A 25,709-nucleotide genomic window follows, 5' to 3' on the forward strand; every position below is an offset into this window, starting at 1 on the left:
ATTTTTATCCCCTTACAACCAGCGTTTACGACGTTTGAATGACTTAATATTTTTGAAGCTTTTTCTTTCTCCACTACCACCAAGATAAAATTCCTTGATATCTTCGTTCTCACGCAGTTCTGCCGAAGTCCCATCCAACACAACTTTTCCATTTTCCATAATATAACCGTGTGAGGCGCAATTAAGTGCCATTGCTGCATTCTGCTCCACAAGCAAAATGGAAACGCCAAAATCTTTGTTGAGTTTTTTAATGATGCCAAAGACTTCTTTTACCAGCAGAGGCGATAGTCCCATAGACGGCTCATCCATCAATATTAGTTTTGGGCGTGCCATCATCGCGCGACCAATGGCTAGCATTTGCTGTTCCCCGCCGGATAGGTAACCAGCAAGACCATTACGCTCCCTAAGGCGCGGAAAATAGGAATAAACCAGCTCAATATCATCAGCAATATTTGCTCGGTCTTTGCGTGTAAACGCACCCAAACGAAGATTTTCCATCACCGTCATATCTTGAATAATTCGTCGGCCTTCCATGACCTGAAAAACACCTGAACGAACTGTAGAATCCGGTTCCTGATTGCTGATAGTCTGGCCATCAAAAGTAATTGAGCCACGTGTAATTTCGCCATCTTCGGATTTCAATAAACCACTGATGGCCTTAAGCGTTGTTGATTTACCAGCACCGTTTGCACCAAGCAAAGCGGTAATAGAGCCGCGCTCGACCTCAAGACTTAATCCGCGTAAAACAAGCACATATTCGTTATAAACGACTTCAATATTATCAACCGACAAGATAATATCACGCTCTTTTGCGGGATTAACAATTGTCTCTTCTTTAACTTGCATCATGGTTCAGGTTCCGATCAGGTAAATAATCCCGCGACCTTTAAACAGGTCGCGGGATGAATTTTAGTAACCAATCCAGTCATCACGACGTGGTAGGCTGACATTGGCGATTTTTTCAATTTTCACTTCGCCACCTTCAAACGTACCTTTATTAACTGATACGTTTGTTGTGCCGCGGTGATCCTTGTCGGTCCATGTTGATGGCTCGCACACGCCCTCAAGACCAACCGGTACCCAATCTGTTTTGACATACATACCGTTGCGGATATTTTCACCCGTTAAACCACCATTTGCCTTGGCCCATTCCATCGCTTCTTTCATGTAGAAAGCGCTGCAAATTGCACGAACATAGTGGTGTGTAGGTTTAGCCGATTTATCGGCAGTACCTTGGTCATAAATTTCTCTGATAACCTTCATACCAGGCACCTCAGATTCCCAAAATGGTGATGCCGTAGGGAAAATATAACCAACAGCTTCCGCTGCCGCGATTGTCAGATGATCACCACCCCAAATATTGGCCATGTACGTGACTTCAGCACCCACTGTTTTACATGACTTAAGTAACGATACGACCGACCCACCAAGATTTGCGACAAATGCATAGTTTGCACCAGATTCTTTAATGGTTAAGCACTGAGCTTTAAAATCTCCAGGTTTCATAGGTACACCAATTGGATTCAAAACCTCCATACCCAACTCAGCAGCATATTCACCGCATGCTTTCTTAGGTGCATTTGGATAAGGGTGATTGTCGCCTAGGTGCACAAATTTTGCTTTTTCCATGCCCTTAGATTTTGCATCTTCTTGCGCCCACTGAACCATTGCACGACATGCATCGGAATAACTCGGACCATAAAAGAAATTATAAGGTGCTGGCTTCTTCGTATTTGGGTTCGCACCGGATGGATCCGTTAGGTGGCCAGAATATGATGCGGACCAAACCGGAATTTTGTCTTTAGCAACAAATGAGATTAATGCTTCTGTATCGCCGGTACCCCAACCTTGAAGACCGACCATTTTACCGCTTGACGTCCAACGCTTATAGGTCGCGATAGCCTGCGGCACTTTATAGGCATAATCTATCTGCTCAAGCTCTATTGTTGTGCCGTCGATGCCACCATTTTTGTTAATGTAATCAACAGCATCTTTAATACCAGTGCCGTAAAGTTTACCAACGAAAGCAGTTGGGCCAGTAAAGTCAACAAGATTACCAACAAATACACTGTCGGCATTTGCAGATGTACTACCAATCAGTGCTACCAATGCAACACCTGAGATTAGCTTGGAAATATTCTTCATAGTCTTCCTCCTTTTATATTCGATTTAGCGCCGTCCTCCCAAGACTAAGCGCTGAGTTGATCCGTCTAATAGGAGAACGGATATAGCTTGATCGATTTACGGATTTGCCCAACGCGATGCGCAAGCCCTTCCGGTTCGAAAATTAGAAATAGAATGATAACCGTGCCAATAGAGATTTGCTCAATATAGGATTTACCCTCCGACAGTGATCCAAAGATCATCGGAAAAACACTAATTAGCCAACCTGTTACAAACTGTACGAATTGCGGCAGAAGCTCAATAAAAGCTGCGCCCAAAAACGCGCCAGGAACAGAGCCAAGTCCGCCAATAATTATCATCGCCAGAAAGTTAATCGACAATGCAATACTAAATGTTTCCACCGAAACAAATTCGATATAGTGCGCATATAGTGCTCCGGCAACACCTGCAAAAAACGATGAAATACCAAATGCCAGAATACGATATTTTGTGAGATTAATTCCCATGATTTCGGCAGATAGATAGTGATCACGCACGGCGACGAGTGCGCGACCATCTCGCGAACGTTTGAGATTTGCGACGGCAATCATTGAGATAACGGCCCAGAATAAAACCACATAATAATAACTGCTGTCGGTATTAAGCGATATTCCAAAGAACTCTGGCTTTAAGGCGTCAACGCCATACCCATTGGTAAACCAGATGGCGCGAGAGAAAAAATCTTCCAGAATAAATTGTGATGCCAATGTCGCAATGGCTAGATAAAGACCTTTAATGCGAGCAGCTGGAGAGCCAAAAATCATACCGACAATTGCAGTCGCAATGCCCGCTAGTGGAATTGCGATGAGCACGGGCACACTATAATGGCTCACAAGGTAGGCAGATGTAAAAGCGCCGAAACCATAAAAAGCTGCATGACCAAGACTAATCTGTCCTGTCATGCCAACAAGCACATTTAAACCTAATGCCGCAATTCCGGATATGCCAACCAAGATCAAAACATTAATAAGATAAGAGCTCACAAATGCAGGTGCTGCTATCGAAGCCAATAAAGCGATAGCAGCGATCCAGCCTATTACTTTTGTCTGAAATAGATACTGGTCTTGTTTGTAACTTGTGCGGAAATCACCGCAAGGACGAAGTGATGTAGATGCCATTTTTAGATTCTCTCAATATCACGTGTGCCAAACAAACCATATGGCTTAATTACAAGGATGATGATGAGCACATAGAACGGCGCAACAGTATAAAGATTGCCCCATTGCAGATATTGCCCATCCACAAATTCAGCAAGATTTTCTAAAAGTCCGATAATAACGCCACCAACAATTGAGCCGACAATCGAGTCTAGCCCGCCAACAATGACCGCAGGAAAAACTTTAATACCAATCACAGCTAGGGAAGATGAAACGCCGCTTACGATGCCGATAATGATCCCAGCTATGCCAGAAACAACTGCGGAGATCGCCCAACTCATTGCAAAAACTTGACCAACGGAAACACCAAGACTTTGCGCTGCCTGCTGATCGAAGGCAGTCGCGCGCATTGCTAATCCGTATTTGGAATATTGAAAGAAAGCGTAGAAAACACCCATTACGATGACAGATAGGACGAGGCTCATAATATAGGCCATTTCAATTTGAAGGCCTAAGAATGCAACTGTTTGAATTGGAAAAATTTGCGGGAAACTAGCTGCGGAATTTCCGAACATCCAGTTTAGGGCCGCTTGCATAATGATCGAAAGCGCAATTGTTACCATAATGATCGATATGATCGGCTCGCCGATGAGTGGTCGCAAAACGACAATCTGGATCATGATGCCGAACAGGGTCATAAAGACCAATGTGAAAGGAAATGCCACCCAAAAAGGAAGTTCAGCTTTCGTAACCATCGCTAAGCAAACCCAAGCGCCAAGAACAAGAAACTCACCTTGGGCAAAATTTACGACCTGCGTTGATTTATAAATCAACACAAAACACATTGCGATGACACCGTAGAGCATCCCGACGATCAGTCCATTTGCCAGAAGCTGAATTAACAGTGATGTATTCATTATTCTGCTCCTATTCAGCAGCGATTGGCATTGTGCCATCACTATCAAGATCGCGAACAGCGATTGTTGTTTGGATGCGTTGCTTAGTTCCATCTTGGAAGGTAATCATCGTATCAATATCTACATGATCATTCTGAGAATAGATCGTATCAATAATGTTCTCATATTTTTCAGCCACAACATTGCGGCGCACTTTGCGCGTGCGCGTTAATTCGCCATCGTCAGCGTCCAACTCTTTATAGAGCAGCACGAATTTTTTTATCTGCTGGGCTTCCGGAAGTGTTTTGTTGATTTCCAGAATTTCATTCTCGATTAGTTCGTAAACTTCCGGACGCGAGGAGAGGTCGGTATAAGTAGTAAAAGATATTCGACGCTTTTCAGCCCACTTGGCTAAAATAGAATAGCGAATACAAATCATGGCAGCCAGATAATCACGCCCCGCGCCAAGGATCACCGCCTCCCCCACATAGGGGCTAAACTTCAACTTATTTTCAATGAATTGTGGCGAGAAACGAAGCCCGCTTTTCATTTCAGCCAAATCTGAAATACGGTCAATCACCACAAGGTGGCCTTGATCATTATAGTAGCCTGCATCGCCGGTGTGCATCCAGCCATCTTTCATATCGGCTTTCGATGCAGCTTCATTTTTGTAATACCCCATGAACATATTTTGATGGGTTGTTACAATTTCTCCGATTCCTTCGGGATCAGGATCTTTGATTTCAACTTTAATATCGTTAGTGAACGGAACACCAACAGTATCAAAATCTACATCATCAAAGCGGTGAATTGTATAGGCGCCTAGAAGCTCAGTTTGGCCATATAACTGCCGGAGGGGGACACCCATGGCAAGGAAAAACTTAAATGTATCTGGGCCAAGTGCCGCGCCGCCTGTCGCTGCGGACGTTACATGGCTCAAACCAAGTCTATCTTTTAGAGCACTGAACAAGCCAATCTGCGCCAACTTTGAGTTTTTTCCTGCATCAAAAGCATTGATGCCAATTTCAGAAAAAATGTCGTACATTAAACGCTTAGTCCATGAAGAATCCATCATACGCGCACGCACGGTTGCCACGAGATCTTCCCAAACACGTGGCGCAAAAAGCACGAAAGTCGGCCCAATCTCACGCAAGTCAGACATTGTAGTTTCTTGTTCTTCAACAAAATTTACCGTCATGCGCGATATCAGCGACATACCCACCGCATAAACCTGCTCCATAATCCAGGGTAGCGGAAGTGTGGATACGTATTCATCCAAATGGTTTTTCGGATCAACGATTAAGTAATCATGACAATGATCAATGATGCTACCAGCACTCAGCATTGCTAGTTTGGGATTAGATGTCGTGCCAGACGTTGTGCATAAAATCGCTAGATCTTTCCCGCCGACACCTTCAACCATTTGGTTATATTGATTAGGTTTTTTCGCATGCAATTCATCGCCAAGCTTTCGAAGCTCTTCAAGTTGGATTAAGCGCGGATCATCATATTTACGCATTCCGCGCGGGTCTTCATAAATAATCTTTTCGATAGAGGCACAATCTTTATCCAGATTAAGAAACTTATCGACCTGTTCCTCATCTTCAGCGAACACAAATCGCGTCTCAGCGTAATTTATGAGATAAGCAAGCTCCTGTTCCATCAAATCGCGGTAAAGACCAAGTGTCGCCGCACCGCACGCCTGTGCTGCTATTTCACCTGCCACCCAGTCCGGCCGATTATCGCCGATAAGGCCAACAACGTCACCTGTTTTGATTCCAAGGGCGACAAGACCCAACGCAATACGCCTGACATTGTTGTTATAATCATTCCAGGTTTGGCTAACCCAAATACCAAATGTCTTTTCACGCAATGCGACTTCATCTGGAACATGTTTGGCATTGTGAGCCAGCAGCTTAGGAAGAGTATCCAGACCATCACCTTTTTTGATCAATGCACTCATCACACCACCTCCTCAACGCGCCCACTAGATGAAAGTGGAGATTCATCATAATCAGCACCAAGGTAAGCCGTTTTTACATGTTCATTCTGCATCACTTCGTCTGGTAACCCGTCGCAAACTTTCGCACCGAAATCGAGAACCATGACACGATCTGAAATATCCATCACAACACCCATGTCATGCTCAATCATAATAACAGTCATGCCGAGCTCTTGGTTGAGATCGACAATGAACCGCGCCATGTCTTCTTTCTCTTCCATATTCATGCCAGCCATAGGCTCATCCAGCAGAACAAGCTCAGGCTTAAGTGCGATAGCACGGGCTAGCTCCACCCGTTTACGCAAACCGTAAGAGAGTGTTCCAGCTGTTGCGTTGCGAATATGTTGAATTTCCAAAAAATCGATAATGTCTTCAACTTCGCGGCGGTGCTCTAACTCCTCGGTTCGTGCACCAAACCAATACGCCATTCCAGTCAGAAAATTATTTTTGAGGAGATGGTGTCGCCCGACCATAATATTGTCGAGTACACTCATGTGATTAAACAGGGCTAGGTTCTGAAATGTACGACCAATACCAATATCAGGGCGATCACTCGTATTACGACCAATGAGCTCATCACCTTTGAAACGAATGGAACCATTATTGGGAGTATATCGTCCAGAAATGCAATTCAGCATAGACGTTTTTCCCGCTCCATTTGGTCCGATAATCGAAAAAAGCTCAGCTTTTTCAACCGAAAAACTGACCTCGCTGAGCGCCTTGATGCCGCCAAAAGATAGAGAAATATTGTCAACTTCCAATAGCATAACTGCGTGTCCTCCCAAACACTCACAATAGCATCATATGCGGTAAATTTTTCACAAAAATTTCAACAATGTTGCGAAATGTTACAGCAAATATTCCTACCTAATAAAGTTGATATAACTTTATTTTTGGTCATACTTGGCCGTAAATGTTGGACAAGGAGGGTTCGAGTTTGCCAGCAGTTTACAATACCAGAACCACAGATAAATCAAACGATCATCTCGTTATCGAACAAGGCCTGAATCTCATTCAGCAAGCCTTGTCGATTTTTAATGCAAACATGACATTAGTAACCTGCAATCAACGTTTTATCGATCTATTTGAATTGCCTAACGAGATTATCATCCCGGGTCTTTCTTTTGCAGATCTGAACTATTTTCTGGCACGCCGCGGTGAATTTGGGCCTGGTGATGTAGACTTATTGGCGGCAGAACGGATAGAACGTGCCCGCTTGTTTGAACCGCATTATTTTGAACGTACCAGACCAAATGGACAACGCATATCAGTTGAGGGACACCCACTTGAAAGTGGAGGATGGGTAACTATTTATTCTGACATCACCGAAACTTGGCGAAATGAACAAGTACTTAGAGCACGCAGTGATGAACTATCTGACAAGCTATTGCGTCGTACCGGCCAATTATCAGAAACCAACCGCGCTCTAGAGGCAGCAAATCGCGCTCTTCAAAAAACCAAACAAGAATTGCTTGTTTCAGAAGGGCGAATGCGCAAGATTACGCGCGCAATGCCAGCTCATATTGCTTATATTGACGAACACTGCATTTATCGCTTCTCCAACAATCGATTTTCTGATGTCATGGGAATTCAACGAGACAGTCTCGTTGATAAAAACATTACAGAAGTATTTCCCAAAAAAGTTTTGGCGCACATACAACCAAATTTGGAAACCGCCCTTCAGGGGAACACAATAACTTTTAGTTACAGGGTAGAAGGCATCGAAGATGATATACATTCCGTGCGCACAACATTCTCACCAGATATAGATGAAGAAGGGGTAACACATGGTGTTTTTGTTCAGTCTCTAAACGTGTCTGCGGAAATTGCTGCCAACGAAATGCAGTTAAGAGCAAATAGATTGGAAACAACTGCTCAACTGACCAGCGGACTTGCGCATGACTTTTCAAATATTTTGACCGTAATCTTGGGTAATCTCGAACGCATCGAAAAAGCAGCAGACAACTCGCAGTCCGATTTGATCCGCTCTACAGAGCAGGCTGCTAGACGCGGTACTCGCATAATTGATAATTTGATGTCTTTCTTATTTCGCCAAAACCTTGATATTAAAATTACGAACTTATCTGCTTTGCTTCGAGATCTGGTAAAACTCTTTTCCGCTTCGCTTTCCAGCTCCATCAATATCAACCTCGAACTCGGTGATGAAGAAATCATCAGCCAGGTAGACGAAGGCGCATTTCAAGATGCTATCTTAAATGTTTTATTTAATGCACGAGATGCAATTGAAACTCACCATGGAGAAGGTAAAATTACCGTCTCTGCAAAGATTGAAAACACAGGTGAAGATAAAAAGAAAACTGTTTGTATTAACATCACGGACACCGGTCATGGCTTCTCAGAAGACGTAATTGCTAAAGCAAAAGAGCCATTCTTTACAACTAAGCCACAAGGGAAAGGAACCGGACTTGGGCTTTCCATGGTAAATACGTTTCTTGAACAATCCGCAGGAGAACTGGAACTGTCAAATACGCAAGACGGTGGCGGGCAAGTCTGCTTGAAGATTCCATTCTGTACATCTCAAAACAAACTAAATGAGACTCCAACTCAACTTAAGAACTTAAGTAACCAGTTGTTCCTGATTGTTGATGATGATCCGGAGCTTAGGGCACTTATGCGAAATCATCTAGTCACCCTTGGAATACCAAATATCGAAGCAAATGGTGCTATTGAAGCTTGTAACCTTGTGGAACAAGTCTCAGAAATAACCACAGTGATTACCGATATCATCATGCCCGGTTTGGAAAACGGATTAGACTTAGCGCGCAAATGGAGTGTAATCAAACCGGAACTAAATATATTATTGGTAAGCGGTTTACCGCGACAAGACCCGATAATAAAAGACGCTCAAAATGAATTCACTCTCCTTCGTAAACCATTTGATTCTCAAGTCTTTGCAAAAACAATTCTAGGCTTACTAAGCTGATGTCAACGGACATAAAAAAGAAGATCGTTACATGAAAAATGCACTTGCACACAAAATCGCTATTGTCGAAGATGATTGCGATATCGCTGAGAACATCCGCATCGCGGTTGAGAGTTATGGTTTTACTGCCCGACATTTTGAATCGGCTTCTGCATTTGAGATCGAGCTAGAAGTATTTAAGCCGGATCTATGCCTAATAGATCTTGGACTGCCGGACCAAAATGGGTTGGATCTTATTAAGTTGCTGAACGACAAATACCAGATTGCCAGTATTATAATTTCAGGTAGACGTGGATTAAGTGACAAAATAGTAGGCCTTGAAATGGGTGCCGATGATTACATTTCAAAACCATTTGAAACTGCGGAATTAATTGCCCGTATACGAACCGTTTTACGCCGTACAGAAAAGGCGAGCACACCTGCAGTAATTAATGATACATACGGTAAGAAATATCTTAAAGCATTCTTTGATGACTGGACAATTGATTTATCCAACTATTCTTTGACACATGTCGATGGTCATTCCACACCATTAACCAAAGCTGAAATGGACATTATGAAAATGTTTATATCAGGTCCAAATAGATTGTTTTCACGCTCCCAAATACTCACTACATTAGATATTGATGCTGAACAGAATTTCGATCGATCCATTGATGTGCGCATTTCTCGCTTACGTTCAAAACTAAATGAAGACCCCCAAGCACCAAAACTCATAAAGACTATTTATGGAGCTGGTTACATGTTTGTCGCAAATGTAACGTGGGAATAATATCTGGAATTCAATTTGGTCATTTGCCGTACATTGTCATTTCACCCTTCCATGTTTGGCAGGCATGTGGAGCGGCATTGTCAGGTTGGATTATCTTGCTTACAAACGATGATGCCTGTTATGAAATCCGCTTACTCGTACCACGACCTCCAAAGTAGCGATCATTGTTATCTAATTCATGCGACAATCTTCATCGAGGTTCTGAATATCTTCAACGTCCTTCCTTCTGCAACGCAGGAAAACGTTGGATCGCAGCCCAAACACTCAACCATGCTGGAAGCTGAATCAGGAACAGATTTGTTGCAGCGATTACATCAACTGGCATGCCTCTTTGGATAAAAATCCATGCATGAAATAAGGCATGTAGAGCTGGCCATAAGCAAGCGAAAATAGCAACTTGTGGCACACGTATGCCATAGATTAATCCGATGCCAGAAATGAGGTAGACCAAACCTATATCGCGTACGAAATGCAAATTAAATGGACCCATCATTGTAATGCCTGGAACGGTTTCGTACCACCATATTGGTGTGAACCACATGACGAGCGAGTTAATAATATAAATCGTGCCAATTATGAGGAGCAGGAGTTTATGCATAGTGGAGTTTCTCTTCTATGATTCAGGTAATAAAGGTATGATAAAGGGTTGTTGAATTTTCATGGCAATCGTCAAACACTTACTCAACGCTGGCTGTCCTACTTTGAAAATATACAGTCACAAATTTTATAATGATGCCATTTTGATGTAGCAAGTACCGGTTGATTACAACCGGCCCCATCATTTATTCGGGGCATGGATCTACCTCCTTCTCGAGCACCAATTGTAATATTGCCTCTTGATAGTCCTGCGTCAGCTTGTGGGACGGGAGGGGAATTCATGATTCATAGAAACTGTATTCAGACGCTAATTGTCTTGTTCACTACCTTTGCAATGTTGGCGTCTTCCAGTGCACGGGCAGACATTCCAGATGAACTTTATGAGGCGCTTAATCTCGAGAAAAGTGTTGCGCCAAATGTGCTTTATGATGCAATTGTTGAGCGTTATCGAGACCCCGCTCAAGGTGCAGGTGAAGGAGCGTTGTCTGATTTGTGGGAACCCATTCCATTTTCAATGTACCTAAATCCAACCGAACACTACGTGCCGCCTGAGTTAGACTTTGAAGTTGAACGCAGTGATTGTGTCGCCTGCCATGAATCGGTGACGCCTGGTTGGGTGCATTCCTGGAAAGGAAGCGTGCATGGAAATCTGGACGAAATCCGTAAACTGGATCCCTCGGACTCTCGTTTTTATAAAAAAGACATGATCAATGATGTCGAAAACAACCTTCGTTCCATGGGATTGTTAGAGAAGGATCAACCACTCAATTCGGTTGGTTGTATCGATTGTCATATTGGGGTGGGTGCTGAGAAAGGTAATCACCAGGCTGATCTGAAAATGCCGGATGCCGCAGCATGTGGTCAGTGCCATGTAAAAGAGTTCGCCGAGCGTGAATCAGAACGCGATACCCAGAATTGGCCTCAAGGCCAATGGCCAGCTGGCCGTCCTTCGCATGCGCTGTCATATTTGGCAAACGTCGACACAGCCATCTGGGCAGGCATGGAGGAACGCGAAATTGCCGTTGGTTGCACACTGTGTCACACAACGCAAAATACCTGCGGCTCCTGTCATTCAAGGCATAAGTTTTCTGCAGCTGAAGCACGAAAACCAGAGGCTTGTTCAACATGCCATAATGGTGTCGATCATAATGAATTCGAAAACTTTATGCTTTCCCGGCATGGCGCAATTTACAACAGTTCAGGTGATCAGTGGGATTGGGAACTACCGTTGGCTGATGCTTTTGAAAAGGGTGGGCAAACTGCGCCAACCTGCCAGACCTGCCATATGGAATATGACGGAGAGTACGGCCATAATGTAGTTCGCAAAGTACGGTGGGGTTTCAATCCTCTGCCCGAAACAGCAGAGAACATTAATGATGAATGGTATTCAGATCGACTTGATAGTTGGATAACCACCTGTTCTCAATGCCATTCTGAGCGTTTTGCTCGCAGTTACTTTGACGTTATTGATAAAGGTACGGCTCAAGGCATTGCCTTAGTTTCACAGGCGAGAGAAGTCATGGATGGTTTATATGCCGATGGTCTTCTAGTCGGACAAACCACAAATCGTCCGGCACCACCTCATCCGGATGAAGACGGACCTGGCGGTTTCTTTAGCTTCTTTTTCACTAAGGGCAATAACCCAACCGCTGTTGATGTAGAATTCGCGGAAATGTGGGAGCAACATAATATGAGGCATTTCAAAGGACTTGCTCATGTGAACCCGGGTGGTTTTACTTACACCGATGGTTGGGCGAAACTGGTTCGTAGCCTAGCGCGTATCCGCGATGCAGATACACAGCTTCGCGAGAAAGCTGCACTTAAGAAACGCATCGAAGAACTTGAGGCTAAGTGATGGTTCTTTTAACAGCAAGTCATGAGAGAACGGGTATCGCAAAACACTCCCTCCGGCGGTCGCATATTGCGACCGTCACCATTTTAGGTTTGGCGTCAATTATCCTAATCAGCTGGTTTTTCTTACATCAAGCTAATGAGAAGCCTGTCGAAAGCCCTAGGTTGGAGTTGGTCGACGATGCCGATATTTCTGAGGAAACAAAGGAGCTTAGCAAACTACTTCTGGGAGGCACGATTAAACGATACGACCTCAAGATGGATGGAATAAGAGCGGCCATTACATCATTTGAAGCGCTTGAAATGGAGGGCAAACCTCCTTTGGTAGTCAATTGGAAAAGTCACGTTAATCAACCAATTTTCCGCTCAGATATTTATGCAAAGGAAGAACTTCAACTTTTTGCAGCGCTTGAAAAATACTTGCCCAAGACTGCGACGGTACTTGCTTTTCCCGAATTATCGAACCGTATTCAAAATATCATGGATGATGTAAATGTTCCGTTGGCAGGTGTTACTCCTATTATATCAACTCAAATGCCAGACGGCTGGTTGGATTCAGCCATTCTTCCTTATGCGCAACCTAAAGTTTTTGAGAATGAAACATCAAACGAACAATGGATGAACTTTCGTGAAGCGCTTGTCTCAGAAGATATTTATGGTGCTGCGCAAATGAGAGCGCTGTCTGCAAATGAAGATACTTATATTATTCTTCACTTGCGCGACATATTTGATCTTGGTGCTGAATTGGGTGACAGGCTGCTGGTGGCCATGAAGGATTTTCAAGGTGATGCCCATGCTCATGATTTAACACGTCTGATTAAGGATTGGCAGGCAGTAAATAACTATGCATCCTATGCGGCAGTAAAGATCCCAGATGGGCGCTTACGTGTATATTTCCTCTCTGATGCCAAAGATAAGTCGACGATTATTGGCCAACTGCTCCCATTTGATGGCGCGAGAGTTGGACTGGCACCAGGGACTAAACTAGTGTTTCAGGCGGGCGGCTACTGGGTTTATAAATTACTACCAGTTTAACCTTTCCCAAACTTTGGTTTGATGCGTGTAGATTTCTTATTTCGAAATACAAATACTTGAGCCGGACTCAACAATAAGAGAGGGGCCGGCACCATGCATATTGTCGCATGTTAAGTTATAGTAGATCCGGGGGGAAGAGATGCCAGTTGTTTTAGCACTAAATCCGGATGATAAACGAACACTTCAAACGCAAGTCTTTCAAGAGCTTCGCGCGATGATTCTTGAGGGCAGATTGCGAAGCGGTGATGCTGTACCTGGAACGAGAGTACTTAGCGAGCAGCTTGGAGTTTCGCGAAATACTGTCGTGTTAGCCTATGAAAGATTATATGCGGAAGGGTATATTGAAACTCAAGCCAATGTCGGAACTTTTGTAAGCTCAATACTGCCTGAAGCTGCCATGAGCTCACAAAGAGGAAGCACCGTCGGAGGTGAGAGGGTTCTTGCCAGCGAGAATAATGATGAAACTAGTCCGATAGATCGCCTTCTGGTTCATAAGCATGAAAGGGCGGACGGTCGGCGGCTCAAGGCTGATTTCTGGATTGGCAGGACGGAGTCAAAACTATTTCCGAAGAGTGAATGGCGTAAAATTGTTGAAACCAAACTGCGACATCAAACCGATTCTATGTCGGTTTATGGAGGTCCAGAGGGACTGGAGACATTGCGCTCTGCTGTATCAGATCATGTGGGCCCATCTCGTGGTATATCCACCAATTTTGATAACGTATTGATTACAAGTGGTACGCAGGATGGTCTGACATTGCTTGCAATGGCCTTCAAAGACAAAGGATATGGGTTTTTGCACGAAGACCCCTGTTACCTTGGAGCGCTGGCTCTGTTTACTGCGATGGGCTACGCAAGCAAAGGAGTGCAAGTCGATAATCAAGGTATCAAAATCGATGATTTGCCCAAAACAGGTAAATGGATTGTCTATGTAACGCCATCTCACCAATATCCAATTGGTTCAACGCTTTCCCTTGAGCGAAGATTTCTCTTGTTAGAATGGGCAAGAAAGACCGGGAGCTATATTGTAGAAGATGATTATGACGGAGAATTTCGTTACGATGGAGCGCCTCTGACCTCGTTGAGGGGGCTGGATCAAACAGGGCGTGTTATCTATCTCGGCACCTTTTCCAAATCTTTCGGTCCCGCACTCCGGTTAGGCTACTTAATAGCCAATCCAAAGATCATGCATCCACTACGGGATTGGAAACAGCTTATTAGCAATGGTACTGGCTGGATGAAACAGGCTGCAATGGCTGAGTTCATCCATATCGGCGGCTACCGCCGTCATCTCAGGCGAATACGAACGGCCTACATGAAGCGTCGTGATTGCCTTGTTTCTGGTCTTCATAACCTATTTGGCGATTGTCAGATCGTTGGCGAAACAGCTGGTATACATATATCATGGTCTTTACCGACTAAATACGGTAGTCCCTCTTTGTTGGAGAAATCCGCATTACTAAATGGTATTGGCATATATAGACCCGAGACCGGCGGGGCGTGGATATCCAAGCAAAACAAGTCATTTTCACAAACTGTTGTTATGGGGTATGCCGCAATAAGCGAAGCCAAGATAGAAAGCTCCATATCAGGAATTGATGACTGTTTGAGAGGGCTGGAAAAGTGATGGACATCAGTTATCTAAAACTTGGCCAACTTGCTGTATCTTTAGCGCTGATATTGTCAATCTATGCTTTTATCGTAGCAACTGTTGCAGAGCGCACTCGAAATCTTTCTGCGCTGATTTCCGCAAGAAATGCTATGGGTATTCATACTGCATTGGTGTTGTTTGGAGTTTTGGTTCTCTTTCGAGCATTTATCATAAATGATTTCTCAGCAGCCTATGTTGCACAAAATAGCAATTTGAACCTGCCTATGCTCTACAAAGTTTCTGCACTTTGGAGCGCCCATGAAGGTTCCCTACTTCTCTGGGCGTTGTATTTGGCGGTATTTTCTTTCAGTGCGATCTGTGTTCATTGGAGAAATTTCCCACTCTCTATGCCTTTGATTATTGCAACATTTAGTGCGGTTCAAATTGGGTTTTTAATTTTCATTATTTTTCTTTCAAATCCGTTCCTCACGCTCACTCCTACCCCATTAAATGGTCAGGACTTGAACCCACTCTTGCAGGACCCCGGTTTAGCGTTTCATCCACCTGTACTTTATCTGGGCTATGTTGGTTTTACAGTTCCATTTGCATTTGCCATTGCCGCTTTGATCCGCGGGTATAGCGGAATAGAGTGGGTCGTGGCAGTCCGCCGTTGGGTTTTGTTTTCTTGGGCAGCCCTTACCTCCGGGATTATTTTTGGTGGTTATTGGGCCTACTACGAATTGGGATGGGGAGGCTATTGGGCATGGGATCCAGTAGAAAATGCTTCCCTTATGCCATGGCTGACTGCAACAGCCCTCGTGCATTCCATGATGGTTCAAGAGAAACGGCATATGTTTCGAACTTGGAATGTATTCCTTGTTACCACAACATTTCTTTTAACATTACTTGGAACTTTTCTGGTTCGTTCAGGTGTTTTAACGTCTGTGCACTCGTTCGCAGTGGACCCTGGACGCGGCACTTACATGTTGATCTTCTTGGCAGTCGCCATGGTCGTCAGCTATGGCCTTATTATTTGGCGCAGTCAGCTCCTTGAAAGTGAAGCAATTGTCGAAAAACTAATTTCGCGCGAGAGCGGAATTCTGATCAATAGTATCTTGCTGTTACTCACAGCAACATGCGTATTTATCGGTACAATTTATCCACTTTTCCTTGAGGTGGTCTCTGACCAGAAAGTATCGGTTGGCGCACCATATTACAATATAGTTGTTTTGCCAGTCATGGTCGCGCTTATGTTTTTGATGGCGCTCGGGCCATCCATTCCTTGGCGTGGTATGACACTTAAAAGGTTATGGCACATATCATATAAGCAACTAATTTTTGGTTCTATCTTAGCTATTGCATGCATGTTTTTGCCCGCTGCACGCACTATTACAGTTCTCGCGACTTTTGCTGTTAGTTTCGCTGCAGCTTGCATTATCAGAGATATATCAATCGCTGTTTCAACACGAAAACGCCTGAAGAGCATTAGCTTGTGGCTTTCTATTTATGAAACACTGACGAATAGCCGGCGACGAATGGGAAGCCTGATTGTTCATTTTGGTATCGTGCTAATTGCAGCTGGTATGATTGGTTCCGGTCTTTTCCAGTCTACAAAAACAGTTTTCTTAAACATCGGACAAAGTACTGAAATTTCAGATTTCACGGTGACTCTGCGAAATCTGGCGGATACGGACGGCGAAAATTTTCAAGGCCGCGTAGCAGAATTCAGTGTCTCGCAAAACGGGAACTTGCTTTTTGTGATGCAGCCCCAGAAGCGATTTTATAAAATTCGAAATATGACAACAACGGAGATCGCGATACATAGTTTCTTCAGCGGGGATTTATACATGGTCATGGGCAATGAATCTGAAAGCGGAGGAATAACAGCGCGAATATTTTGGAACCCGTTAATTATATGGATTTGGCTCGGTTGGATGATCGTGCTTGCGGGTAGCATGCTATCACTCACACAATCAGTCGCCTTTCGTAAACCTAATGTACACTTACCCAAAAGCGTTGAGGTGCCAGCTGAATGACCTGCGCAACCAGAAAGCAATCATATATCCTAAATTGGCGTGTAGTTCTCGCTGGTTCTGCAGTAAGTTTGCTGGTTCTATTTGCTGTTGGTTTGACACGGGACCCTTCTTATTTGCCATCGGCTCTCATCGGTCGTGAGGTTCCAGGCTTTTCACTTCCGATGCTCACAAAAACAGGTCTAGTGAAAACTGAAGACTATCTTGGTAAGCCCTTCATTATCAACTTCTGGGCCTCGTGGTGCACAAGCTGCAGGCAGGAACATGATGAACTTATCTGGCTTGGTAGTAAGGCAAATAACACGAAAGAATTCGTCATGGTTGGCGTAAACTCGCGTGACACCAATAGTAACGCGCTACAATTTCTTAGCACTCAGGGTCAGTTTCCCTATTCGTCTGGCATCGATCCGCGTGGCCGCACAAGTATAGATTTTGGCGTATATGGTATGCCGGAAACATTTTTTGCAGATAAAGATGGTATAGTTCAATGGCGTCACACTGGACCTCTGAATAGGCGAGTTCTGCAAGAAATTTTGCCCAAAATTGGGGTAAATCCATGAGAGTCATAATAGCAATTTTGTTAGGTATCTTGCTGACTGTTCATGCAGGTGGCCAACAACTCGTGACAGAAAATAAGAATGAGCCTCGAGTACGTGAGCTCGCTTCAATTCTCCGGTGCCCTGTATGCCAAAGTGAGAACATACTGGACAGCCAGGCCTCAATAGCACAGGAAATGTTGTTTCTTCTGCGCGAACAAATTGAAGCTGGGGCAACTGATGATGCCATCATCCTGTTTTTTCGTGAACGTTATGGAGACTATGTTTTGCTAGAGCCGGCTACAAATGGCCCCAGTCTATTCCTGTGGGTTCTTCCGTTTGGGTTTGGCTTCTTGTTCATTTTCATTGCTTACCGATTGATTAAAGCAATGCATCGCGATCCTCCTAGTCAAAAAGATGTGCTTGACGAGCAACGCCTAGATGAGATGGAGGTTTAAACATGATTTGGATTCTAATTTTCCTATTACTATCTAGTCTACTGTTTCTTTTATCTATGCCGTTTTTGCGAACTAAACATAGAGACCTTGGTGTTGGGTTAGAAGTATTAGATCCGAGCGCTAGATGGGTGCATGAAAAAAATCGTTTACTTAACTTAATAAGAGAGAATGACCACGCTTTCCAAGAAGGGCGAATTGATAGTGAAGAGCACAAATCAGTAAGTAATATTCTATATAAAGATGCAGAACATGCGCTCGAGAACGCCCGAAACCATCGATTTAGCCATTTACCGTACCGTTTTGGTTCAACAAATAGATGGTTAAAGCTATCAATTCTTGGGCTTGTAATCATTTGTGCACCTCTTGCAGTTGGAGTTAGTCAGTACGCGTCATTGAGTGATATTAACTTAGATATTTCACCCCATGATGATGGGCGTATTCCAATTGCAGAAGACGCAGAAATGCCATCTCCATTTAACGCGCGCCTGGACGAGAACGGGCAACCGGATGTCACCAAGATGGTTGGGCGGCTTGAAGGCCGCATAAAGGGCGGAGACGGGAGCCGACAGGATTATGTTATGCTGTTAAGAAGCTATCGTGTGCTTGGACGCAACGAAGACATTCCCAATTTATTAGAAGAAGCGACAGAAGCATTTCCAGCCGATATGGAGTTTCGTTTGGACTTTTTGCGCGTAGCAATTGATCAAGGCACCAGAGATAATTCAGTTTTACTCAATCACACAGAAGCAGTCCTGAAACATGCGCCAGATACTTTAGAAGCTCTTTGGTATAAAGGCCTTCTCCTGCATAGACTTAATCGTAATAATGAAGCTGTTGAAGAATTACAAAAACTTAGCCAGGTCATTGCAGATGACCATCCTATTCAACCGCAAATTCAGAAAATTTTAGAATCTTCTTATGCGCAAAACTGACCAACGGAAACTGGTATTATGAGATCCGATCTATCTAGTCGTCCCCATTTACAAAAAGTACATGCCCAGAATAATGGCACGATTTATGATGACCATATGATGAGTTCTACGAACGAACTGATTGCAGAGGGGCGCTACAGGCATTTTCAGGAGCATAATAGGCAAGTTGGGCATTTCCCGTACTCAGAAGCAATTATTCACGGTGAACCAAAGGAAATTTCTATTTGGTGTTCCAACGATTATTTAGGAATGGGACAGCATCCAAATGTTAGAAAGGCGATGAAGGAAGCAATCGACCTGCATGGTGCTGGCTCTGGCGGAACGCGGAATATCTCGGGTAATCATGGAGATATTATTGCATTAGAACATGAGCTTTCCGTACTTCATGAAAAACCAAAAGCACTTGTTTTTGGCTGCGGTTATCTCGCAAATCAAGCAACATTATCTACTCTTGGACGATTATTGCCCGATTGCCTGATACTGTCTGATGATCAAAATCATGCTTCAATGATACAGGGTATTTCAGCCAGCAAATCAGAAAAGAAGATATTCAAACACAATGACATTGATCATTTGGAGGACCTACTTAAGGAGCAGCCCAAATCGCGTTGCAAGGTAATTGCATTCGAATCAGTTTACTCCATGGATGGAGATATTGGTCCGATCGCAAAAATTATTGAACTTGCCAAGCGTTACAATGCGATGACGTATCTTGATGAGGTCCATGCTGTCGGAATGTATGGTCCTACAGGTGCGGGTGTAGCTGAACGGGAAGGGTTGAACAATGAAATCGACATTATTCAGGGAACTCTTGCCAAGGCTTACGGTGTAGTTGGTGGTTATATTACGTCTTCGTCGGCACTTATTGATGCAATTCGCAGTCATGCCAGTGGGTTTATTTTCACAAGCACCATGCCACCATCCATTGCCGCTGGCGCGCGCGCTTCAATTGCACATTTACGGCAAAGCTCATACGAGCGTGAAGCCATGCACAGCGCTGTTGCGTACCTGAAAAAACGATTAACTTTGGCAAGAATACCGTTTCTTCCGTCGGAAAGCCATATAACGCCGATAATGATTGCTGATCCGCGCTTGTGCAAAGCAGTCGCAGATGAACTTCTTAGCAATTTTGATATTTATGTGCAGCCAATTAACTACCCAACAGTTGCTAAGGGCACCGAACGTTTACGAGTAACGCTATCACCAAACCATACTCCTGTCATGATAGATAAATTTGTCGAAGCACTCCACACAGTATGGACAAAATTTCAACTCCCCTTTGAGAGGAATAATTGCAAGGATCAAGCTGGGTGACAATTTCAAAAGCGGCATTACGTTGAAGGTCTATACAAAATCTAAGTAAACGGGCGTAAACATGAAACAGAGCCAAGGTTGCCATTAATATTGGAATGTATAAGAAAAGTTTCTATGCATCTAATTTCGGTCAGGAATAATACTTCTGTGAGCGACAGGCTTGATAGTACAAAGATACATCCAGATTTTCTCCCCTAGACCACATGATTTTTACATCCCTTGTTAGCAGCGTCAATTTATATACTGAACCATTTCCATAAGCTGTATCAGTTGCAATGATTTTAAAAGCCTCGCAACGTGGTGGCGCACGACAGCTTGCCAATCACTTGACCAATGAAGAAGACAACCAACATGTCGAGCTTTACGATCTTAGAGGCTTTATTGCGGATGACTTAGATGGTGCTTTAATGGAAGCCCATTCAATGGCAAAGGCAACGCAGTGCAAGCAGTTTATGTTTTCGATCAACCTGAGCCCTCCCTTGTTGGGCGCATTCAGATAACTCCGTTATAAACTCCAACCGTTCAGAAAATTCACTCATTCTGCTGCATTAGAAGCTGCGAAGATGTCCGGCCTGTCGGTCATAATGCTTGATGCTCCTTGAGAGAGTAGAAGCTTTGCACGTGTTGGATCATTTACCGTTGCAAACGCGAACTCACAGCCTGCATTTTTTAAGTTTGATAATCCTTCATCATTAGCAAAACTATGTTGTAAGTGAATCATCTTGCCATTTATTTCCTTAAGGCGTTGCTCAACATCATCAGGCACCGCTGTCACTGCAAGACAGCGGGGAAATTCCGGAATTTGCTCCTCCACGATTTTTAGCACCCGTTCAGAGAAACTTGAAAGGACAAGTTTTTCAGGTTTACCGGTCCAAATCTCTTTGATTGATTTAGCAACCTGATTGCCTAATCTCTCTTCCCATCCGTGTGTCACTTTAAGCTCGAGAACCAAACCAAGATCGAGCTTGAGGCACGTTTCAAGGTATTCTTTAAGGCTCGGGATTTTAACACCTTTGTACTTTCCCGAAAACCAGCCACCAGCATCCAGGGTTTTGATCTCATCCAAAGTCATTTGTGCGACAAACCCGCTGCCATCGGTCGTACGATCAACCTCTTCATCATGGATCATCACCAATTCATTATCGTTCGACACACGAACGTCAGTTTCGATCCATTTTGCACCCATCTCAGCCGCCAAACGCAGCGCTTCCAATGTATTTTCGGGCGCGTACGCAGATGCACCTCTATGAAGAATTAATTTTGAATCAATAATAGGCCGAACTTCTGACATAGTTTTCTTTCTTTCAATAAATTAGAATCCTGGTTCGGGCCAATCGACCCGAACCAGACAAGCACTTGGGAGAAGATTTAGCGCTCTTGAATTACATTCTCGATGAATGTTTCGTTTATTTTGTCAAAGAGCGGTTGTGCGCCCCATGGCTGGGTGTATGCACGTTGATCATTCGGAACAAGTGCATTTGAATCATCCGCGTTTGCATGCATTGGCGCTGTGCCAAAGTTTGCATTGAAGCTTGTTTGTGTTTCAGCTGACGTTAGCCAATTGATGAATACAAGAGCCGCGGCAGGGTGTGGTGAATTTTTTGGAATTGCAACGCCATTACCACCACCGTTCATACCAAAAGAAGGCACGTAAAACTTAATGTCCTTGCGTATTTCGCCACGCTTTTGCAAACCGGCAACATGGTCTTCCCAACCCGGTGCCATCCAGAGTTCACCGTCACTCACCCGTGTTATTGAATCTGCATTTGATGCGGTAATGACATAGTTTTCAGCATTCTTATTAAAGAAGTCAATTCCCGCTTGAAGTTCCGCGACACGTTCTGCGCTATCATCACCATTAGAAAGATCGACATCGCCGACGACGCGAAGTACATTATGGAAAAACGATGGGCCGGAGCCACCTTTTTCATAGTTGAAGCCAAATTTGCCGGGGTTAGCTGTCCAAAATGCTTCAAATTCGGCTGGAGTTTGTGGCAAATCGGCTTCTGCTACCTTTGCAGGATCATAGGAAACACCGGTTTGGTTACCCCAATATGCGACGACAAATTTTCCGCCATCTATTCCAGCCAACTTAGTTTTGCGGCCATCATCTTTTGGCAAGGCATCTAAAGTCAAAAATAGACTTTCCTTATCCAATACCTCAAAATCGTTAAATCCAAACGCGAAAACATCAAAGTCACCTTTTTCACGGTTGGCTTCAGCTAACAGTTTATCTCTGTTTGCTGTCATTTTACCTTCAGGAATAGTAACCTTGATGCCGTACTTCTCCTCAAATGGTTTCATGGCATCACGCATGGCATCTTGAAGATACCAGTTAGTGAAAGTTACAGAACCTTCTTCTTTCGCTTGGGCCACGATCTCATCCCAAGACATAGAAGAAAGGTCCGAGGCAAAAGCTCCAGTTGTTGATACGGCAATCGCCGCTATGCTAGTAAGAAACTTATTCATGACAAAATATCCTCAGTTTGTTTGAATTATTCACGCTATCCTTTTCCCGAGCTCATAGTTGGATTGGCCGACTTGAGAAGCCTTTCCAAAAAGAGCATGAGAATTACATTTGGGACAACGAGAATGAGTGACAACACAGCGGCATTTGGGCGGACAAAATCCTGCCCCAAGGATGCATATAGAAGTGTTGGAATTGTAACCAGATTTGGCGAACCAATGATAAACGCGATCGCGAACTCTTCGATTGATTGAATAAAGACAATCAATAAAGCAGCCATAATGCCTGGTTTAAGTGCAGGTAAGTAGGCAACCTTCCATCGCTGCAATAAGGGTGCGCCAAGATCCCTGGCTGCATTGATATGATCTTGTCTAACCTGTTCAAAAGAGACTGTCATAATGCGTATGGCATAGGGCATGAATACGACAGTGTGTGCTAGGACGATTGCGGAGAACCGAGAGTGTGTAAGGCCAAGTTGAAACAAAATGGATGAGAAGAAAATTGATGTCACGAAGGGCGGAATGACCAGAGGTAAGAGAGCGATAATCTTAACCGATTCACGACCTGGAAACTTTAATCGACCCAGTGCGTATGACGTTGGAAGTGACAGTAATAAGGTAGCTATTGCCGCCGTTGGTGCCAGTGCATATGAGTTGAAAAGTGCCTGTTTTAACGACGAATTTTCCCACATATATGTCCATCGATAGAATGACATTTGCGGTGGAATAAGTTTATCTACTGTCCATGGTTCGGCGGGGTCGACCAACGACCAGAGGATGGCCATTGTGAAAGGTATAACTAACCACAGTGCGCAAACCGTTATTAAACTGAACATAAGAATTTTATTAAGCCGAGACATGTTCATGACCGTCTGCCTCCGAAAATAAACCGCGCAGCGAGCGTAAGCGTTATCGCGCCAACGAATGAAACGATCATCAGAGTAACACCCACAACACCAGCCTCGTTCCATCGGCCAAGATCACTAAAATAAGTCATATATTGAGCCATGGATTGACGGTTCGTCGGACCTGCAATTGTCTGAAATGAGAAATCGGAAAGAGCACCAATAAAGATGATGACAAGCGCCGCCTGCATTGCAGATACCGTCAGCGGAGCAATGATTTTCCTAAATCGATCAAAGGCACCTGCGCCGAGGTCTCTTCCAGCATTAAGAACATCGTCGCTGATACTCTGAACAGCACCTGTGAGTAGCAATAACGCAAATGGCATATTCTTCCATGTTTGAAGAATAATCACACCGATCGCATTCCTATCGTTTTGAAGACGTCTTGGCTCATTCCAAATGCCAAGACCAATCATCGTTTGGTTTAACAGACCGTGATAGGCGATGATATTAATAAACAAAAAGGCTGCAACCAAGCCGTGAACCAGCAACGGTGCCTTTAACAAAGCACCCACAGCGATTGAACCCCTGAATGGTTTTCGTAACCAAAGAGCGATTGGGTAGGCGATGGCCACAGAAAGTAGCGCACTAATCGTTGCGACGTAGAGAGAGAAACGTACGGAACGCATATAGGCTTTTTTGCTGACCATCGCCTCCCAAAAGGAAGTCGAAAATTCACTAACACCAGACAAATTGTAAAGGCCAAAAGATTGTGCAAAAGCAATGTAGGCGACAGTGCCCATAAAGAAAACGATCAGGCCAACGCCCGGCAGCAGAAGCAACACAACTTTGAGCCAATCTTTCATTTTCATGAAACCGGCTCCAGAATTCGTATCTTATCTTGTGGAATTTGGAATTTCGCCTTCTGATCGGAGATTTCAAATGTTCCACTGGCGTGAATTCGTTGCGCAAGATCATTTATATGAACGAACACATCCGTGAACCCGCCCTGATAGGCAATCGTCGAAACATCGGCCTCAAGATAATTGCTGTTAGCACCTTTGCCCGGTTTTGCAGCAACTACGGCATCCTCGGGTCGCCAACACAGGTAATGTTTTTTTGCCTCGGGCTTTTTCTTGCATTCAACTGCCAGCTGACCAATCTGGGTATCAAAAATCCACGAGCCGTTATCAGATGATCCAATAACTTCACCCTCGAGAATGTTGGCGGCACCTATGAAGTCAGCTACAAATCTGGTTACTGGTGTGTTGTAGATTTCCTTTGGGGTACCAGATTGTTCAACACGCCCCGCATTCATCACAAATATTCGGTCTGACATTGCCAGCGCTTCGGATTGGTCATGCGTGACATAAATCGCTGTTAACTTAGCTTCCGCTTGTATTTTTCGAATTTCAAAACGTACGCTTTCCCGTAATTTTGCATCCAAATTGGAAAGCGGCTCATCAAATAAAATCACACTTGGTCGTACAGCCAATGATCGCCCAAGAGCAACACGCTGCTGCTGACCACCTGATAGCTGGTTTGGAAGCTTTGCAAACTGAGCTTGCAATCCCAACTGCCTGCCAAGCTCGGTTACACGTTCCTCTATCTCTTTTCTGGGCAGCTTTTGTTGACGTAATCCAAAGGCTATATTTTCCTTTACAGATAGATGGGGGAACAAAGCATAAGACTGAAAACACATCGCTGTGTCACGTTGTTCAGGTGGAGCATTTGTGACGTCCGCTCCACCGATTTGAATAGCCCCTCCATCAGGAATTAAAAAACCCGACATCAAGTTTAAAAGTGTAGTTTTTCCACAACCAGATGGGCCTAATAATGTAACAAATTCACCGTCAGATATTTCTGCGGAGATATTATCCACGGCTGTAAATTCCCCGAATACCTTTGTCACATTCGTCAAAGCAATATTTGCCAAACTGTCCTCCCAACTCCACTATTTTCGCTTTTGTCGCGATTTTTTTACCGTGTGAAGTTTAATTATACACTTAATGTGTAATTAATATGACACTTTATGTGTAATTCAAAGTGATAGTCAAGTTATTTACAAAAAAACCAAAAATTACATGCGGTCTTACAGGCATCAACTGCCTTAACTTTGGCAAAAACACTACGGCTATTAATTTCATAACTTTAAGTGTAGAAATATGTTTCTTCAG

The 25,709-nt window shown here is 44.0% G+C and carries 23 protein-coding genes; 11 read left to right on the plus strand and 12 right to left on the minus strand.

Going from position 1 to position 25,709, the window contains the following annotated elements:
• Positions 1-12 precede the first annotated feature (12 nt).
• The 6 genes from AB2J24_RS17365 to AB2J24_RS17390 form a co-directional block, all read right to left on the minus strand.
• Positions 13-849, minus strand: a complete 837-nt coding sequence (locus AB2J24_RS17365; RefSeq protein ID WP_162654841.1) for an ABC transporter ATP-binding protein — start codon at positions 847-849, stop codon at positions 13-15.
• A gap of 60 nt (positions 850-909) precedes the next feature.
• Entirely contained in the window at positions 910-2,145 is a 1,236-nt protein-coding gene (locus tag AB2J24_RS17370; protein ID WP_367386414.1) for an ABC transporter substrate-binding protein, read from the minus strand.
• A 65-nt stretch (positions 2,146-2,210) separates the two neighbouring features.
• Positions 2,211-3,281 carry a branched-chain amino acid ABC transporter permease gene (locus tag AB2J24_RS17375; RefSeq protein ID WP_162654839.1) on the minus strand — a complete coding sequence of 357 codons (1,071 nt, stop codon included), beginning with the start codon at positions 3,279-3,281 and terminating at the stop codon, positions 2,211-2,213.
• Positions 3,282-3,283: 2 nt separating this feature from the next.
• The gene (locus AB2J24_RS17380) at positions 3,284-4,177 is read right to left on the minus strand and encodes a branched-chain amino acid ABC transporter permease (protein ID WP_162654838.1); all 894 of its coding nucleotides are present in this window, start codon (positions 4,175-4,177) and stop codon (positions 3,284-3,286) included.
• A gap of 10 nt (positions 4,178-4,187) precedes the next feature.
• Positions 4,188-6,119 (minus strand): AMP-binding protein, encoded by a 1,932-nt coding sequence (locus tag AB2J24_RS17385; protein ID WP_162654837.1) that lies wholly within the window; start codon positions 6,117-6,119, stop codon positions 4,188-4,190.
• Positions 6,119-6,925: an ABC transporter ATP-binding protein gene (locus AB2J24_RS17390; RefSeq protein WP_162654836.1), complete on the minus strand. Its 807-nt coding sequence runs from the start codon at positions 6,923-6,925 to the stop codon at positions 6,119-6,121. Before AB2J24_RS17390 ends, AB2J24_RS17385 begins: the two co-directional genes overlap by 1 nt.
• Positions 6,926-7,095: 170 nt before the next feature.
• Here AB2J24_RS17390 and AB2J24_RS17395 point away from each other — a divergent pair, with 170 nt between their 5' ends.
• The gene (locus AB2J24_RS17395) at positions 7,096-9,102 is read left to right on the plus strand and encodes a PAS-domain containing protein (protein ID WP_367386415.1); all 2,007 of its coding nucleotides are present in this window, start codon (positions 7,096-7,098) and stop codon (positions 9,100-9,102) included.
• A 31-nt stretch (positions 9,103-9,133) separates the two neighbouring features.
• On the plus strand, positions 9,134-9,874 hold the full coding sequence (locus tag AB2J24_RS17400; protein ID WP_367386416.1) for a response regulator transcription factor: 741 nt from the start codon (positions 9,134-9,136) through the stop codon (positions 9,872-9,874).
• Positions 9,875-10,085: 211 nt separating this feature from the next.
• Here AB2J24_RS17400 and AB2J24_RS17405 read toward each other — a convergent pair whose 3' ends face one another.
• On the minus strand, positions 10,086-10,472 hold the full coding sequence (locus AB2J24_RS17405) for a hypothetical protein (protein WP_367386417.1): 387 nt from the start codon (positions 10,470-10,472) through the stop codon (positions 10,086-10,088).
• A 279-nt stretch (positions 10,473-10,751) separates the two neighbouring features.
• On the opposite strand from AB2J24_RS17405, the gene AB2J24_RS17410 reads away from it, so the two are divergent.
• The 9 genes from AB2J24_RS17410 (at position 10,752) to AB2J24_RS17450 (ending at position 20,721) form a co-directional block, all read left to right on the plus strand.
• A complete protein-coding gene (locus AB2J24_RS17410) occupies positions 10,752-12,326 on the plus strand; it encodes a multiheme c-type cytochrome (protein ID WP_367386418.1) in 1,575 nt (524 codons plus the stop codon).
• Complete coding sequence (haoB, locus tag AB2J24_RS17415; RefSeq protein ID WP_367386419.1) at positions 12,326-13,357, plus strand: hydroxylamine oxidation protein HaoB; 1,032 nt, start codon at positions 12,326-12,328, stop codon at positions 13,355-13,357. Before AB2J24_RS17410 ends, haoB begins: the two co-directional genes overlap by 1 nt.
• Positions 13,358-13,496: 139 nt before the next feature.
• A complete protein-coding gene (locus tag AB2J24_RS17420; protein WP_367386420.1) occupies positions 13,497-14,984 on the plus strand; it encodes a PLP-dependent aminotransferase family protein in 1,488 nt (495 codons plus the stop codon).
• Positions 14,984-16,984: a heme lyase CcmF/NrfE family subunit gene (locus tag AB2J24_RS17425; RefSeq protein ID WP_367386421.1), complete on the plus strand. Its 2,001-nt coding sequence runs from the start codon at positions 14,984-14,986 to the stop codon at positions 16,982-16,984. Before AB2J24_RS17420 ends, AB2J24_RS17425 begins: the two co-directional genes overlap by 1 nt.
• Complete coding sequence (locus AB2J24_RS17430) at positions 16,981-17,541, plus strand: DsbE family thiol:disulfide interchange protein (RefSeq protein ID WP_367386422.1); 561 nt, start codon at positions 16,981-16,983, stop codon at positions 17,539-17,541. Before AB2J24_RS17425 ends, AB2J24_RS17430 begins: the two co-directional genes overlap by 4 nt.
• Positions 17,538-17,975, plus strand: coding sequence for a cytochrome c-type biogenesis protein (locus AB2J24_RS17435; protein WP_367386423.1), 438 nt, complete (start codon positions 17,538-17,540; stop codon positions 17,973-17,975). The genes AB2J24_RS17430 and AB2J24_RS17435 overlap by 4 nt, the downstream gene beginning before the upstream one ends.
• 2 nt (positions 17,976-17,977) lie before the next feature.
• Complete coding sequence (locus tag AB2J24_RS17440; RefSeq protein ID WP_367386424.1) at positions 17,978-18,907, plus strand: tetratricopeptide repeat protein; 930 nt, start codon at positions 17,978-17,980, stop codon at positions 18,905-18,907.
• Between the two features lie 18 nt (positions 18,908-18,925).
• Positions 18,926-20,221, plus strand: coding sequence for a 5-aminolevulinate synthase (hemA, locus tag AB2J24_RS17445; RefSeq protein ID WP_367386425.1), 1,296 nt, complete (start codon positions 18,926-18,928; stop codon positions 20,219-20,221).
• A gap of 275 nt (positions 20,222-20,496) precedes the next feature.
• On the plus strand, positions 20,497-20,721 hold the full coding sequence (locus AB2J24_RS17450; protein ID WP_367386426.1) for a hypothetical protein: 225 nt from the start codon (positions 20,497-20,499) through the stop codon (positions 20,719-20,721).
• Positions 20,722-20,756: 35 nt separating this feature from the next.
• Here AB2J24_RS17450 and AB2J24_RS17455 read toward each other — a convergent pair whose 3' ends face one another.
• From AB2J24_RS17455 to AB2J24_RS17475, 5 genes are all read right to left on the minus strand, one after another.
• On the minus strand, positions 20,757-21,512 hold the full coding sequence (locus tag AB2J24_RS17455) for a glycerophosphodiester phosphodiesterase family protein (RefSeq protein ID WP_367386427.1): 756 nt from the start codon (positions 21,510-21,512) through the stop codon (positions 20,757-20,759).
• 77 nt (positions 21,513-21,589) lie between these two features.
• The gene (locus AB2J24_RS17460) at positions 21,590-22,690 is read right to left on the minus strand and encodes an extracellular solute-binding protein (protein ID WP_367386428.1); all 1,101 of its coding nucleotides are present in this window, start codon (positions 22,688-22,690) and stop codon (positions 21,590-21,592) included.
• A gap of 35 nt (positions 22,691-22,725) precedes the next feature.
• Positions 22,726-23,553 carry an ABC transporter permease gene (locus AB2J24_RS17465; RefSeq protein WP_162654822.1) on the minus strand — a complete coding sequence of 276 codons (828 nt, stop codon included), beginning with the start codon at positions 23,551-23,553 and terminating at the stop codon, positions 22,726-22,728.
• Entirely contained in the window at positions 23,550-24,404 is an 855-nt protein-coding gene (locus AB2J24_RS17470; protein ID WP_367386429.1) for an ABC transporter permease, read from the minus strand. The genes AB2J24_RS17465 and AB2J24_RS17470 overlap by 4 nt, the downstream gene beginning before the upstream one ends.
• The gene (locus AB2J24_RS17475; RefSeq protein WP_367386430.1) at positions 24,401-25,468 is read right to left on the minus strand and encodes an ABC transporter ATP-binding protein; all 1,068 of its coding nucleotides are present in this window, start codon (positions 25,466-25,468) and stop codon (positions 24,401-24,403) included. The genes AB2J24_RS17470 and AB2J24_RS17475 overlap by 4 nt, the downstream gene beginning before the upstream one ends.
• Between the last annotated feature and the right edge of the window lie 241 nt (positions 25,469-25,709).

The sequence above is a fragment of the Lentilitoribacter sp. EG35 genome (assembly GCF_040784015.1).
GTDB lineage: Bacteria > Pseudomonadota > Alphaproteobacteria > Rhizobiales > Rhizobiaceae > Lentilitoribacter.